Raw genomic sequence first — 14,102 nt, forward strand, 5'->3', positions numbered from 1 at the left:
CCGCGGTGCAACCTGCTCCACAGAAAACAACACGAAGTTAACAAATAAGATAATTATATTTGACATAAAGCGCCGACGCGCAGATGTATATACAAGCAAACACAAGCCGAGCATCAGTTTCGGCCACATACTATTCATCACGACTACATCTGCGTTTAGAGGGTGCCATGACTCATTCCACCAGCGAGTTAAACATTCAACAGGCCATCGACGACAGCAAGTTTTCGCTGTTTCACTGGACACTGATCGTTCTCGGATTCCTGATCCTCGCCATCGACGGTTTCGATACCGCCGCCATGGGCTATATCGCCCCCTCGGTCGCCAAAGACTGGGGCATCGTGAAGCAGGATCTGGGGCCGGTGCTGAGCGCCGCGCTGCTGGGGCTGTCGCTCGGTGCGCTGATAGCCGGGCCAATCTCCGACCGCATCGGCCGCAAGCGCGTGCTGGTGTTTTCCTGCCTGTTCTTCGGCCTGTCGAGCCTGGCCACCGCCTACGCCGGCTCGCTCAATAGCCTGACGCTGTGGCGTTTCCTCACCGGCCTCGGGCTGGGGGCGGCGATGCCCAACGCTATCACGCTGATCTCCGAATACGCGCCGCAGCGCTGCCGTTCGCTGGCGATCAATACCATGTATTGCGGCTTTCCGCTGGGCGCGGCCGGCGGCGGCGCCATTTCATCGTGGCTGATCCCGAGCTACGGCTGGCACAGCGTGCTGTTGCTCGGCGCCATTGCGCCGCTGGCGTTGACGGTTTTGCTGATCCTGCTGCTGCCGGAATCGGTCAAATATATGGTCAACCGCGGGCAGGATGCGGCGAAGATCAAACGCATCGCGCAACGCTTCGTCAGCCAGAGCCTCGACGGCGTGACGCGTTTTTACCTGTACGAAGAGAAGCTGACGCAGGCCAAGACCAGCGTCGGCCTGCTGTTCAGCCGCCCTTACCTGCTCGGCACGCTGATGCTGTGGGTGACCTACTTCATGGGGCTGGTGATCTATTACGTGCTGCTGAGCTGGATGCCAATCCTGATGCAGGGGCTGGGCTATCAGCTGGAACAGTCGGCGATGCTCACCTCGCTGTTCACCTTCGGCGGCACGCTGGGCATCCTGGTGGCCGGCTGGCTGATGGACCGCTGGAATGCGCACAAAGTGGTCTCGAGTGGCTTTGTCGTCACCGCCCTGCTGATCGTGGCGATGGCCACCGAAGACAAGCAGATCGTGCTGCTGGGCGCCTTCATCTTCCTGATGGGCGTCACCATGAACGGCGCGCAGTCCGGGCTGCAAACGCTGGCGGCCACCTTCTACCCGACCCACAGCCGCGCCACCGGCATCGCCTGGATGCAGGGCATCGGCCGCTTCGGCGGCGTCGCCGGCACCATGATGGGCGCCCAACTGCTGGCGATGCAGTGGGAAGTGCAGAGCATCCTGATGTTCCTGTGCGTACCGGCGCTGATCGCCGCCATCGCCACGGTGTGCAAGATGAGCCGCAAGCCGATGCTGCAACCGGCCGCCTGAGCCTGGCAAGCCCGCCCACGGCGGGCTTTCTTCCCGCGGTGATAGGGCTTGTTTATCCTCCGCCGCCAACTGTAATCAGTCTGTAAAAATATTGTGACTAGCCGCCCAAAAATGAGTCAATTTTAATTCATTTTTGCCGAACAGCTCACTTTTCTCCGGCTTTTCGCACATGAAGCCGGTGATAAAAAATCGCATATCAACCTGATATAAAAAGAAAATAACTTTTTCTTATGCCACTTTTCAGCGGCAACTGGTCAGTGTTGCATATGCTTGTACATACAAGTATATGTTAATAAGCCCTACGCATTGTTATGCCGTGGTACTCATCCCCACCGCGGCATGGAATCTGCACCGATACTGTTTGAGGAAAATGCTGTGACTACAAATAACAAAGTTCGCAATGTCGATGTACGCGCGCCACGCGGCACACAATTAAACGCAAAAAGCTGGCTGACCGAAGCGCCGTTACGCATGCTGATGAACAACCTCGATCCTGAAGTTGCGGAGAACCCACATGAGCTGGTGGTGTACGGCGGCATCGGCCGCGCCGCGCGCGACTGGGATTGCTACGACAAGATCGTCGAAACCCTGAAAACGCTGGAAGAGGACGAAACCCTGCTGGTGCAGTCCGGCAAACCGGTCGGCGTATTCAAAACCCACAGCAACGCGCCGCGCGTGCTGATCGCCAACTCCAACCTGGTGCCGCACTGGGCAACCTGGGAACACTTCAACGAGCTGGACGCCAAAGGCCTGGCCATGTACGGCCAGATGACCGCCGGCAGCTGGATCTACATCGGCAGCCAGGGCATCGTTCAGGGCACCTATGAGACCTTCGTCGAAGCGGGCCGCCAGCACTACGACGGCAGTCTGCAGGGCCGTTGGGTGCTGACCGCCGGTCTGGGCGGCATGGGCGGCGCGCAGCCGCTGGCCGCCACGCTGGCGGGCGCCTGCTCGCTGAACATCGAATGTCAGCAGAGCCGCATCGATTTCCGTCTGAAAACCCGCTACGTCGATGAGCAGGCCAAAGATCTGGACGACGCGCTGGCCCGCATCAAAAAATACACCGCAGAAGGCAAAGCCATCTCCATCGCTCTGTGCGGCAACGCGGCGGAAATCCTGCCTGAGCTGGTGCGCCGCGGCGTGCGCCCGGACATGGTCACCGACCAGACCAGCGCCCACGATCCGCTGAACGGCTATCTGCCGAAGGGTTGGAGCTGGGAAGAGTATCGCCAGCGCGCACAGACCGAGCCGGCCAAGGTGGTCGCCGCCGCCAAGCAGTCGATGGCCGATCACGTCAAAGCCATGCTGGCGTTCCAGCAGATGGGCGTGCCGACCTTCGACTACGGCAACAACATTCGCCAGATGGCGAAAGAAACCGGCGTCGACAACGCCTTCGACTTCCCAGGCTTCGTGCCGGCCTACATCCGTCCGCTGTTCTGCCGCGGCATCGGGCCGTTCCGCTGGGCGGCGCTGTCCGGCGATCCGCAGGACATCTACAAAACCGACGCCATGGTGAAAGAGCTGATCCCGGATGACGAACACCTGCACCGCTGGCTGGACATGGCGCGCGAGCGCATCAGCTTCCAGGGCCTGCCGGCGCGCATCTGCTGGGTTGGCCTCGGCCAGCGCGCCAAGCTGGGTCTGGCGTTCAACGAGATGGTGCGCCGCGGTGAACTGTCCGCCCCAATCGTCATCGGCCGCGACCACCTGGATTCCGGCTCCGTTTCCAGCCCGAACCGTGAAACCGAAGCGATGAAAGACGGCTCAGATGCGGTCTCCGACTGGCCGCTGCTGAACGCCCTGCTGAACACCGCCAGCGGCGCCACCTGGGTTTCCCTGCACCACGGCGGTGGCGTCGGCATGGGCTTCTCCCAACACTCCGGCATGGTGATCGTCTGCGACGGCACCGACGAAGCCGCCGAGCGCATCGCCCGCGTCCTGCACAATGACCCGGCTACCGGGGTCATGCGTCACGCCGACGCCGGCTACGATATCGCTATCGACTGCGCCCGCGAGCAAGGCCTGAACCTGCCGATGGTTGCCGCCACCCAAGGAGAAAAAGCATGAAAGCGCTGACTATTCGCCCAGGCAAACTGACGCTGGCCCAGCTACGCGACGTCTATCAACATCCGGTGACGCTGACGCTGGACGACAACGCCTACGGCCCTATCCAGCAGAGCGTGGCCTGCGTAGAGCGCATCGTTGAAGAAAACCGCACCACATACGGCATCAACACCGGATTTGGCCTGTTGGCTTCGACGCGCATCGCCCGCGACGATTTGGAAAATCTGCAGCGCTCGATCGTGCTGTCACACGCCGCCGGCGTGGGCGAGCCGACCGACGACAATCTGGTGCGCCTGATCATGGTGCTGAAGATCAACAGCCTGTCGCGCGGCTTCTCCGGCATTCGCCTGGAAGTTATCCAGGCGCTGATCGCGCTGGTCAACGCCGAAGTCTATCCGCATATTCCGCTTAAAGGCTCCGTCGGCGCCTCCGGCGACCTGGCACCGCTGGCACACATGAGCCTGGTGCTGCTGGGCGAAGGTAAGGCACGCCATCAGGGTCAATGGTTGCCGGCGACCGAAGCGCTGGCCAAAGCCGGCCTGAAACCGCTGACGCTGGCGGCGAAAGAGGGCCTGGCGCTGCTGAACGGCACCCAGGTCTCCGCCGCCTTCGCGCTGCGCGGCCTGTTCGATGCCGAAGATCTGTTCGCGGCCGCCACCGTGGCGGGCAGCCTGACGGTGGAAGCGGCGCTGGGCTCCCGCAGCCCGTTCGATGCGCGTATCCACGAGGTGCGCGGCCAGCGCGGCCAGATCGACGCCGCCCTCGCCTACCGCCACCTGCTCGGCGCGCGCAGCGAAGTCTCCGACTCGCACCGCAACTGTGAAAAAGTGCAGGATCCTTACTCCCTGCGCTGCCAGCCGCAGGTAATGGGCGCCTGCCTGACGCAGATCCGTCAGGCCGCCGAGGTGCTGGAGATCGAAGCCAACGCCGTCTCCGATAACCCGCTGGTGTTCGCCGAGCAGGGTGACGTGCTGTCAGGTGGCAACTTCCACGCCGAACCGGTGGCGATGGCCGCCGATAACCTGGCGCTGGCATTCGCCGAAATCGGTTCGCTGTCCGAGCGCCGCATCTCGCTGATGATGGACAAACACATGTCGCAGCTGCCACCGTTCCTGGTGGAGAACGGCGGCGTGAACTCCGGCTTCATGATCGCTCAGGTCACCGCCGCGGCGCTGGCCAGCGAAAACAAAGCGCTGGCGCATCCATCGAGCGTCGACAGCATTCCGACCTCCGCCAACCAGGAGGACCACGTTTCCATGGCGCCGGCCGCCGGCCGCCGTCTGTGGAGCATGGCGGACAACGTGCGCGGCATTCTGGCGGTCGAGTGGCTGGCCGCCTGCCAGGGCCTGGATTTCCGCAACGGCCTGAAGACCTCGGAAGGTCTGGAGCAGGCGCGCCGTCTGCTGCGCGAGCATGTCAGTTTCTACGACAAGGATCGTTTCTTCGCCCCCGACATTGAAGCCGCCAGCCAGCTATTGGCGGCCGGTCACCTGACATCGCTGCTGCCTGCGGCACTGCTGCCTAGCCAGGCATAATCATTACACACTGAATCACGCAGTTTGTTCTGCCCCGCCGGGTGCGTTCCACCCGGCGCGGGCAGCGCGTGCCTGTTCGGCAAACACTTAACGGGAAGCAACATGCGTAACGAAACGACACAACTCAGACGCGGACTAAACGCGCGGCATATCCGTTTCATGGCTCTCGGCTCGGCGATCGGCACCGGCCTGTTCTACGGCTCCGCCGGCGCCATCCAGCTGGCCGGCCCGGCGGTGCTGCTGGCCTACCTGGTGGGCGGCGCGGCGGTATTCATGGTGATGCGCGCGCTGGGTGAAATGGCGGTGCATCAGCCGGTTTCCGGCTCGTTCGGCCACTACGCCAGCCACTATCTCGGCCCGCTGGCCGGGTTCCTCACCGGCTGGACCTACACCTTTGAAATGGTGATCGTCGCCCTGGCGGACGTCACTGCCTTCGGCATCTATATGGGGCTGTGGTTCCCGGACGTCGCCCAGTGGGTCTGGGTGCTCAGCATCATCCTGTTTATCGGCGCGCTCAACCTGTGCAGCGTCAAGGTTTTCGGCGAGCTGGAGTTCTGGCTGTCGCTGGTCAAGGTCGCCGCCATCGTGGCGATGATCGTCGGCGGTGCGGCGGTGATGCTGTTCGGTTTCGGGCAAGCCCAGCACGCCACCGGCATCAGCAACCTGTGGCAGCACGGCGGCTTTATGCCTAACGGCATTGGCGGCGTGGTCGCGTCATTAGCGGTAGTGATGTTCGCCTTCGGCGGCATCGAGATCATCGGCATCACCGCCAGCGAGGCGAAAGACCCCGCCAAAGTGCTGCCGAAGGCGATCAACGCCGTGCCGGTGCGCATCCTGCTGTTTTACGTGCTGACGCTGACGGTGCTGATGGCGATCTATCCGTGGAACAGCATCGGCCAGAACGGCAGCCCGTTCGTTGAGATCTTCAGCAACCTCGGCATCAGCTCCGCCGCCAACGTGCTGAACGTGGTGGTGATCACCGCGGCCATTTCGGCCATCAACAGCGACATCTTCGGCGCCGGCCGCATGATGTACGGCATGGCGCAGGACGGCCAGGCGCCGCGCAGCTTCACCAAGCTGACCGCCAGCGGCGTACCGTGGATGACGGTGCTGGTGATGTCGGTCGCCCTGCTGCTGGCGGTGGTGCTCAACTACCTGATCCCGGAGAAGGTCTTCATGATCATCGCCTCAATCGCTACCTTCGCCACCGTCTGGGTGTGGCTGATGATCCTGCTGTCGCAGATCGTCATGCGCCGCACGCTGTCGCCGGAAGAAACCCGTCAGTTGAGCTTCCCGGTGCCGTGGTGGCCGGTGGCGCCGGCATTGGCGACCGCCTTTATGGCGTTCGTCATCGGCCTGCTCGGCTACTTCGAAGAGAGCCGCATCGCGCTGTATGTCGGGCTGGTGTGGATCGCGTTCCTCACCGCGGCTTACTGGCTGTGGGTACGCAAAAAAGGCGGCGGTTCGCCGGTGACCACAGCGACGCAACAGATGTAACGCTCGCTTCGGCTAAAACCCGCTGCGGCGGGTTTTTTTATTGCGCCTGCGCCTGCGCCAGCGCTTGCAGGATATCCGCCTGCAGATCGTCAAACGCCTCCAGCCCGGCGGACAGCCGCACCAGCCCCTCGCTGATGTGGTGCCGTTTCCGCTCTTCCGGCGTGTAGGCCGAGTGCGTCATGCTGGCCGGGTGTTGCGCCAGGCTTTCGCAATCGCCCAGGCTGACCGCGCGCAAGATGAGCTGCAGCGCGTTGAGGAAGCGAATGCCCGCACGCAGGCCACCCCGCAGCTCAAACGCCAGCATGCCACCGGGGCGCGCCATTTGCCGCTGCGCCAACGCATGCTGCGGGAAGTTCGCCAGGCCGGGGTAATATACCCGCTCGACCGCCGGATGCTCCGCCAACATCTCCGCCAGGCGCTGCGCGTTATCGCAATGACGATCCATGCGCAGCGGCAGGGTTTTCATCCCACGCAGCACCAGCGCGGCATCCTGCGCCGACAGTACCGCCCCATTCATGTCCTTTAGCCCCTCCAGACGGATCGCCTCGGCCAACGCCTGACGCGTCACCGCGATCCCGGCCAGGAGATCCCCATGCCCGCCGAGGTACTTGGTCGCCGAGTGCACCACGATATCGGCGCCTAGCGCCAAAGGCCGCTGCAGATAGGGCGTACAGTAGGTGTTGTCCACCAGCAACAGCGCCTGATGCCGATGGGCAATCTCCGCCACGGCGGCGATATCGATCAAACGCATATTGGGATTGGCCGGCGTTTCGCAATACACCAGGCGGGTACGCGGTCCAATGGCCGCCGCCAACCGCTCCGGCCGGGTCAGATCAACGTGGGTTATCTTGACGCCAAAGCGCGCCAGACCATGATGAAAGTAGCTGAAGGTGCAACCATAGACGGTTTCGTCGACAATCAGCTCATCACCCGGTCTGAGCAGCGTCCAACAACACGCGGTGATAGCCCCCATACCGGAAGCGAACGCCACCGCAGCTTCCCCTTCCTCCAGGTTGGCGATGCGTTGCTCGAGCAGGTTTAACGTCGGGTTGGCGATACGCGAATAAAAGTACCCCGGCTCGGTGCCGGCAAAGCAGGCGCCGCCGTATTCCGCCGTGGGAAAAGCAAACGTAGAGCTCATAAACACCGGCGGAGACAGTGCCCCCTGATACCGTTGAGGATCGTAGCCGTAATGAATAGCCCGGGTGGCAAAGTCGTGGCCAACTGCTGTAGCGGACATAACACAACTCCTTACCTGAGTGGGTGAAGCTTAATTCGACGATTCATCTGACAGGGCTGACGGCAACGCGCTGTCTCGCGTGCGCTGGCCGATGATTTGTAAAGTACGCAGCAGCAACGTTAACCCCAGCAGGGTATCCGGCTGCTTCAGCAAGGCGTACAGCGCGCGAAAACTGGCCGGCGGAGGATTCAACTGCAGCTCGCTGTGCGCCATCTGCAGCGCCGTTCCGCCTTCCCAGCCGAGGGTCACCAAACCTTCAAAGACGCCGGCCAGTTTCTCCACCAGCGCGTTGTCGGCAATATCCACCACGTCCGACAACAGCGACAACAGATCGACCACGTTATCCAACCGGCCGCCCGCCAGCAGCGGCTGCAGTTTCTCGAGCAACGCCGCCAATGATTGCAGGTCCGCCGCATGCACCGTGCTTTCCGTCATATCAGCCCCCTTACCGTGGCCCAGTAAAGGCCGCGGTTAAACCCATTGCGCAGCATGCCGCCCACCTTGGTGGCGGGCGTCGGCAGCACGTCGTGACGATAGTCGTACACCAGCGGCATGCCGGCATTCAGCCCCATTTGCGCGACCGCCTGCACCTTGCCGTCATAATGGCTCACTGTGTGGCCCAGCCGTATTTCCGCCACGATGTTGTCGGCAATGACCGGCGCCTGATTATGGCAAGAGCCGCCGGCCTTGCTGACCGGCAAATCCACGGTATCGCCTATGACATACACGCCCTGCTGGCCGTAGACCTGCAGCGTTTGATGATCGGTCGGCAGCCAGCCTTCACCGTTTTGACTCTCGCTCAACCCGGTATTGCGCACCGCCTCGACTGCGCGAATCGGCGGCGTCGCCATCAGAATGTCGAACGGCTGCTCTTCCCCCTCAGCGGAATAGGCGACGTTACGCTGGGCGTCTACCCGGCTGAGGGTAAACCCTCGCTGGTGGCGAATGTCGCGCGCGGCAAAAATGGCGGGCAGCGCTTCACCGGTCGGGCGCTGTAAAAACAGGCAGTTACGCAAGAGTTGAGAAATGGTCGGATAGGTGTACACAATCTCCACCGCCTTGCGCACGCCGCGCCGCCGCAGGTAGTCATCCAGCATCAGGGTGGTTTCGATCGGTGCGATGCCGCACTGATGGGGCACGTTGGGCGTTTCAGGGAAGGACACGGTGATGAAAATGCGGCCTTTCTCGATCGTCGCCAATTTATGCGCTAACCGCCTGGCGGCCTGATACTGGTAAAAATGATCGCCCGCCTGCGCCAATCCTTCGATGCGCTCTGGCCAAGGTACGCAGCCGGTGGCGAAAACCAGAAAATCATAGGAATAAAATTTACCGCTTTGCGTAGCTATGCTTCGCTGTTTTAAATCGAAAGATTCCGCCTTATCAATAATAAACTGTATTTCGGGCCGCAATAAACTCCGCTGTGAGCGCGTGAGCTCTTGCTTGAAAAAAGTATTGAACGCCACATACATAAACGCCGGCTTGTAATAATGCAGCGATGAATCCGATATCATTAATAACTCGACTTTATTATTAATAATTTCCCGGTGCAATTTTGCGGCCAATAAATTGGCCAGGATGGTGCCGCCGGTTCCGCCGCCGACAATGATGATTCGCTGTCGCATCAAGCCCTCACTCAACCGGCCAGCAAGCCGGCAGTATTAAGGTATGGTGATGATGAATGTCTACGGCAGAACGGCGAAAAATAAACTGCCTTATTGGCAGTCTAGTAACGAATAGTTATAAAGCAAATAAAATGGGAATATAAAATAAACGCATTTACTATCTTTAATGAAATTATCGGGTTAAACAAAACCGCGCTTTCAATGAAAAACTTATTATTAAACTGACAATCATCACGAATTTAAAACATAAAAAAACCCGCCGCAGCGGGTTTTTATTTAGCAACCGAATCGGTCGAACTTATTGGCCTTTAACTTCTTTCAGGCCGTTGAACGGCGCACGGTCACCCAGCGCTTCTTCGATACGGATCAGTTGGTTGTACTTGGCAACGCGGTCAGAACGGCTCATGGAACCGGTTTTGATCTGGCCAGCCGCAGTCCCTACCGCCAGGTCGGCGATGGTCGCGTCTTCGGTTTCACCGGAACGGTGAGAGATCACCGCGGTGTAACCGGCGTCTTTCGCCATCTTGATAGCTGCCAGGGTTTCGGTCAGAGAACCGATCTGGTTGAACTTGATCAGGATGGAGTTAGCGATGCCTTTCTCGATGCCTTCTTTCAGGATCTTGGTGTTGGTTACGAACAGATCGTCACCCACCAGCTGGATTTTGTCGCCCAGAACTTTGGTCTGGTAAGCGAAGCCTGCCCAGTCGGATTCATCCAGGCCATCTTCGATAGACACGATTGGGTACTGTTTGGTCAGCTCTTCCAGGAAGTGAGTGAACTCTTCGGAAGTGAAGGCCTTGTTGCCTTCGCCGGCCAGCACATATTTACCGTCTTTGTAGAACTCGGAAGCCGCGCAGTCCATCGCCAGAGTGACGTCTTTGCCCAGCTCGTAGCCCGCCGCTTTTACCGCTTCAGCGATAACCGCCAGCGCTTCGGCGTTGGAACCCAGGTTTGGCGCGTAGCCGCCTTCGTCGCCCACGGCGGTGTTCATGCCTTTGGCTTTCAGAACTTTCGCCAGGTGGTGGAACACTTCGGAACCGATGCGCACCGCTTCTTTCAGGGTTTTCGCGCCAACCGGCTGAATCATGAATTCCTGAATGTCGACGTTGTTGTCAGCGTGCTCGCCGCCGTTGATGATGTTCATCATCGGCAGTGGCATGGAGAATTTGCCTGGGGTGCCGTTCAGTTCAGCGATGTGCTCGTACAGCGGCATGCCTTTAGAGGCTGCGGCTGCTTTCGCTGCTGCCAGGGAAACCGCCAGAATGGCGTTGGCGCCGAAGTTGGATTTGTTCTCGGTGCCGTCCAGCTCGATCATGATCTTGTCGATGTTCGCCTGGTCTTTGGCATCTTTACCCAGTACTGCCTGAGCAATCGGACCGTTTACTGCGGCAACGGCTTTCAGTACGCCTTTACCCAGGAAACGAGACTTGTCACCGTCACGCAGTTCCAGCGCTTCGCGGGAACCGGTAGAAGCACCTGACGGCGCAGCAGCCAGGCCTACGAAACCGCCTTCCAGATGAACTTCGGCTTCAACAGTCGGGTTACCGCGGGAGTCGATGATTTCACGACCGATGACTTTAACGATTTTGGACATTAGGTTTTCCTCAGTACAAGTTAAACTAAAACTCCAGACAAACAGCGCGCGGTTCTCACCGCGCGCCGCCTACCAAATATGTTATTTCACCTGGCGCTTCTGATGCTCGCCAGCGGCTTTCACGAAGCCGGCGAACAGCGGATGCCCATCACGCGGCGTAGACGTAAATTCCGGGTGGAACTGGCAGGCTACAAACCACGGGTGATTCGGCAGTTCAATGATCTCGACCAGCTTGTTGTCGGCGGAACGACCGGCGACACGCAGCCCTGCGGCTTCGATCTGCTTCAACAGCATGTTGTTAACTTCGTAACGGTGACGGTGACGCTCGACAATGGTCGGTTCGCCGTACAGCTGGCGCACCAGGCTGTTGTCGCTCAGGTTGCACTGTTGGCCACCTACGCGCATCGTGCCGCCCAAATCGCTTTCTTCGCTGCGCACTTCGACGTTGCCGTCTTCATCGCGCCATTCGGTGATCAACGCCACCACCGGGTACTTACAGTCTGGCATAAACTCGGTGGAGTTGGCGTTCTCCATGCCGGCCACGTTGCGAGCGAACTCCATCAACGCCACCTGCATGCCCAGGCAAATGCCCAGGTAAGGAATGTTGTTCTCGCGCGCATAGCGCGCGGTCATCACTTTGCCTTCCACGCCGCGGTAGCCGAAGCCGCCCGGGATCAGGATCGCATCCAGCCCTTTCAGCACTTCCACGCCGCGGGTTTCCACGTCCTGCGAGTCGATCAGCTTGATGTTCACGGTCAGACGGTTTTTCAGCCCGCCGTGCTTCAGCGCTTCGATCACCGACTTGTAAGCGTCCGGCAGCTCAACGTATTTGCCGACCATACCGATGGTCACTTCGCCGCCCGGATTGGCTTCTTCGTAGATCACCTGTTCCCATTCGGCCAGGTTGGCTTCCGGCGCGTTCAGGCTGAATCGTTTACAAATATAATCGTCCAGCCCCTGAGATTTCAATAGGCCTGGGATTTTATAAATAGAATCAACGTCTTTCAGAGAGATAACCGCTTTTTCCGGCACGTTGCAGAAAAGCGCGATTTTAGCGCGTTCGTTAGCAGGAACCGCGCGATCGGAACGGCAAATCAGCACATCAGGCTGAATACCGATGGAAAGCAGCTCTTTTACGGAATGCTGGGTCGGCTTGGTTTTCACTTCGCCCGCCGCCGCCATGTACGGCACCAGCGTCAAGTGCATGTACAGAGTGTGCTCGCGGCCCACTTCCACCGCCATCTGACGGATGGCTTCGAGGAACGGCAGCGATTCGATATCGCCGACGGTGCCGCCGATTTCCACCAGCACCACATCGTGGCCTTCGCCGCCTTCGATGATGCGCTCTTTGATCGCGTTGGTGATGTGCGGAATGACCTGCACGGTCGCGCCCAGATAGTCGCCGCGGCGTTCTTTACGCAGCACGTCGGAGTAGATGCGGCCGGTGGTGAAGTTGTTGCGACGCGACATTTTGGTGCGGATGAAGCGCTCGTAGTGACCCAAATCCAGATCGGTTTCTGCGCCGTCTTCGGTGACGAAAACTTCCCCATGCTGAATCGGGCTCATGGTGCCCGGATCCACGTTGATGTACGGGTCCAGTTTCATGATGGTAACGTTGAGGCCACGGGCTTCAAGAATAGCCGCCAGAGAGGCTGCGGCAATGCCTTTACCCAGAGAGGATACGACCCCGCCGGTCACAAAAATATAATTAGTTGTCATGCTGAACCTGAGAGTTTAGGTTTAAAGACGATGGAAGAACCAGGACGGGAAAGTAGTATACCCGAACCTCTCCTGACCTACAAACGATCGTTTTGCTGTCCATCATCTCGGCCGCCCTCCCGTGTTCATCAGGGTTTACTCCGCCGGCGCCGCATAAACCCTCCAGGAAATACAAAGAGTTAGCGGAGAAAGTTTCTTTTTACCGCCCCTCTCGAGCGATAAAACGCCTTAGATTTCAGTTTGTTGGCCTTTTGCTGCCGACGGCAGCCATGCGCCTGTGACCTGACCGCAAGCTTAACCGTTTCAGCCCAAGTGAACCTTGTCGTCGATCAACATTGTAGCGGCGGTTCAGCTTCCCTAAACCCGATTAGCCTGGGATCGAGGAGCATCGGATTAACGACTGATGTAGAGCATGCGTTCAGGCATATCAACAATCACACGATGCCCCCGCATAAAGCCCATCCCCAGCAGACCATCAAAACCCAGCGCCTCAGACGTTGGGCCTTCGGTAACGATGGCCAAATCGTTGTGATGCCGGCCCCGGCGATCGGTCAAGGTGAATCTGGTCACTCGGCAATCCAGGTTCTCAGCCTCAGGCTCAATGGAGCGACAGCCGGAAAACAAGAGGCCAGCCGGCAAGCCTGCGGCAAACAAAAGAGAATGGCTGGCGCCGGTATCAACAATCAGGCGCAACGGTTTATTGCCAACGAAGGCCGTCACGCTCAGCCCCTCATCGGTCTGTTCGAATGGATATGAAGCCCATATTGCAATGTCTGAAGGCAGATGAGTCAACATTTGCAAGCGGTCGTTTTCGAAGTCCATCAGCACCTTTCGATCGCGGAACAACCCAAGCCCCATCACTTCACTTACCGGCACCTCGTTTCCCAGGCTGAGTCCCCAGGGCTTAAAACTCACCGCTTCGACGTCGTTAAACGGGATATTGCCAATAAACAGCCGACTAATCCGCCAGGCAGACACCTGATTTTCACCGCCAGAGAGATCTCTCAGCCGCCGAGGCGCCAGCTGCACCGCCTTTAAACTCGGTTGCGCGACCAGACGCTCCAGATCGTGTTGATAAAGGTGTATCCCTTCTGCGCTGCCGGTATCCAGCATGAGCGTGTGTAACCGGTTATCGATCTGCACATCGACTAATGGCAGCCTGCGCTCATCATACCGCAGCCGCCCAACATCAGCAGGAGGAGACGCCGTGCTGAAACCGGGGAAAAAACAGGCTAAAAGCATTAGCCTCTTGATCATGACGCCACCTTCCCTTGTCTGCGTGGAACGTCCTTCATGTTCACCCCGGCGCCATGAACGCCGGAA

General features: G+C 59.4%; 10 protein-coding genes. 4 read left to right on the forward strand and 6 right to left on the reverse strand.

Annotated elements, in window-relative coordinates; genetic code table 11:
- Positions 1-167 precede the first annotated feature (167 nt).
- The 4 genes from ACMGGK_RS19765 (at position 168) to ACMGGK_RS19780 (ending at position 6,604) form a co-directional block, all read left to right on the forward strand.
- Entirely contained in the window at positions 168-1,508 is a 1,341-nt protein-coding gene (locus tag ACMGGK_RS19765) for an MFS transporter (protein ID WP_016929055.1), read from the forward strand.
- Positions 1,509-1,883: 375 nt separating this feature from the next.
- A complete protein-coding gene (gene hutU / locus ACMGGK_RS19770) occupies positions 1,884-3,575 on the forward strand; it encodes a urocanate hydratase (protein ID WP_015376677.1) in 1,692 nt (563 codons plus the stop codon).
- Positions 3,572-5,107 carry a histidine ammonia-lyase gene (hutH, locus tag ACMGGK_RS19775; protein ID WP_275095445.1) on the forward strand — a complete coding sequence of 512 codons (1,536 nt, stop codon included), beginning with the start codon at positions 3,572-3,574 and terminating at the stop codon, positions 5,105-5,107. Before hutU ends, hutH begins: the two co-directional genes overlap by 4 nt.
- A gap of 102 nt (positions 5,108-5,209) precedes the next feature.
- The gene (locus ACMGGK_RS19780; RefSeq protein ID WP_015376675.1) at positions 5,210-6,604 is read left to right on the forward strand and encodes an amino acid permease; all 1,395 of its coding nucleotides are present in this window, start codon (positions 5,210-5,212) and stop codon (positions 6,602-6,604) included.
- A 37-nt stretch (positions 6,605-6,641) separates the two neighbouring features.
- On the opposite strand, the gene ACMGGK_RS19785 is transcribed toward ACMGGK_RS19780, so the two are convergent.
- The 6 genes from ACMGGK_RS19785 to ACMGGK_RS19810 form a co-directional block, all read right to left on the reverse strand.
- Positions 6,642-7,844 (reverse strand): methionine gamma-lyase, encoded by a 1,203-nt coding sequence (locus tag ACMGGK_RS19785; RefSeq protein WP_420277148.1) that lies wholly within the window; start codon positions 7,842-7,844, stop codon positions 6,642-6,644.
- A 30-nt stretch (positions 7,845-7,874) separates the two neighbouring features.
- On the reverse strand, positions 7,875-8,279 hold the full coding sequence (locus tag ACMGGK_RS19790; RefSeq protein WP_164095550.1) for a hypothetical protein: 405 nt from the start codon (positions 8,277-8,279) through the stop codon (positions 7,875-7,877).
- The gene (locus ACMGGK_RS19795; protein WP_420277149.1) at positions 8,276-9,466 is read right to left on the reverse strand and encodes an NAD(P)/FAD-dependent oxidoreductase; all 1,191 of its coding nucleotides are present in this window, start codon (positions 9,464-9,466) and stop codon (positions 8,276-8,278) included. Before ACMGGK_RS19795 ends, ACMGGK_RS19790 begins: the two co-directional genes overlap by 4 nt.
- Positions 9,467-9,764: 298 nt before the next feature.
- Positions 9,765-11,060, reverse strand: coding sequence for a phosphopyruvate hydratase (eno, locus tag ACMGGK_RS19800; protein ID WP_004932670.1), 1,296 nt, complete (start codon positions 11,058-11,060; stop codon positions 9,765-9,767).
- A gap of 81 nt (positions 11,061-11,141) precedes the next feature.
- The gene (gene pyrG, locus ACMGGK_RS19805) at positions 11,142-12,779 is read right to left on the reverse strand and encodes a glutamine hydrolyzing CTP synthase (protein WP_004932674.1); all 1,638 of its coding nucleotides are present in this window, start codon (positions 12,777-12,779) and stop codon (positions 11,142-11,144) included.
- Positions 12,780-13,172: 393 nt separating this feature from the next.
- Positions 13,173-14,036 (reverse strand): hypothetical protein, encoded by an 864-nt coding sequence (locus ACMGGK_RS19810; RefSeq protein ID WP_176063667.1) that lies wholly within the window; start codon positions 14,034-14,036, stop codon positions 13,173-13,175.
- Between the last annotated feature and the right edge of the window lie 66 nt (positions 14,037-14,102).

The sequence above is a fragment of the Serratia sp. BNK-33-b genome (assembly GCF_048684565.1).
GTDB classification, from domain to species: Bacteria; Pseudomonadota; Gammaproteobacteria; order Enterobacterales; family Enterobacteriaceae; genus Serratia; species Serratia marcescens.

What these genes read in the sequence shown, in the direction of transcription:
- ACMGGK_RS19785 (WP_420277148.1), bottom strand. Translation starts at nt 7,844, where the DNA reads ATGTCCGCTACAGCAGTTGGCCACGACTTTGCCACCCGGGCTATTCAT.
- ACMGGK_RS19780 (WP_015376675.1), top strand. Translation starts at nt 5,210, where the DNA reads ATGCGTAACGAAACGACACAACTCAGACGCGGACTAAACGCGCGGCAT.
- pyrG (WP_004932674.1), bottom strand. Translation starts at nt 12,779, where the DNA reads ATGACAACTAATTATATTTTTGTGACCGGCGGGGTCGTATCCTCTCTG.
- ACMGGK_RS19810 (WP_176063667.1), bottom strand. Translation starts at nt 14,036, where the DNA reads ATGATCAAGAGGCTAATGCTTTTAGCCTGTTTTTTCCCCGGTTTCAGC.
- ACMGGK_RS19765 (WP_016929055.1), top strand. Translation starts at nt 168, where the DNA reads ATGACTCATTCCACCAGCGAGTTAAACATTCAACAGGCCATCGACGAC.
- ACMGGK_RS19790 (WP_164095550.1), bottom strand. Translation starts at nt 8,279, where the DNA reads ATGACGGAAAGCACGGTGCATGCGGCGGACCTGCAATCATTGGCGGCG.
- eno (WP_004932670.1), bottom strand. Translation starts at nt 11,060, where the DNA reads ATGTCCAAAATCGTTAAAGTCATCGGTCGTGAAATCATCGACTCCCGC.
- hutH (WP_275095445.1), top strand. Translation starts at nt 3,572, where the DNA reads ATGAAAGCGCTGACTATTCGCCCAGGCAAACTGACGCTGGCCCAGCTA.
- ACMGGK_RS19795 (WP_420277149.1), bottom strand. Translation starts at nt 9,466, where the DNA reads ATGCGACAGCGAATCATCATTGTCGGCGGCGGAACCGGCGGCACCATC.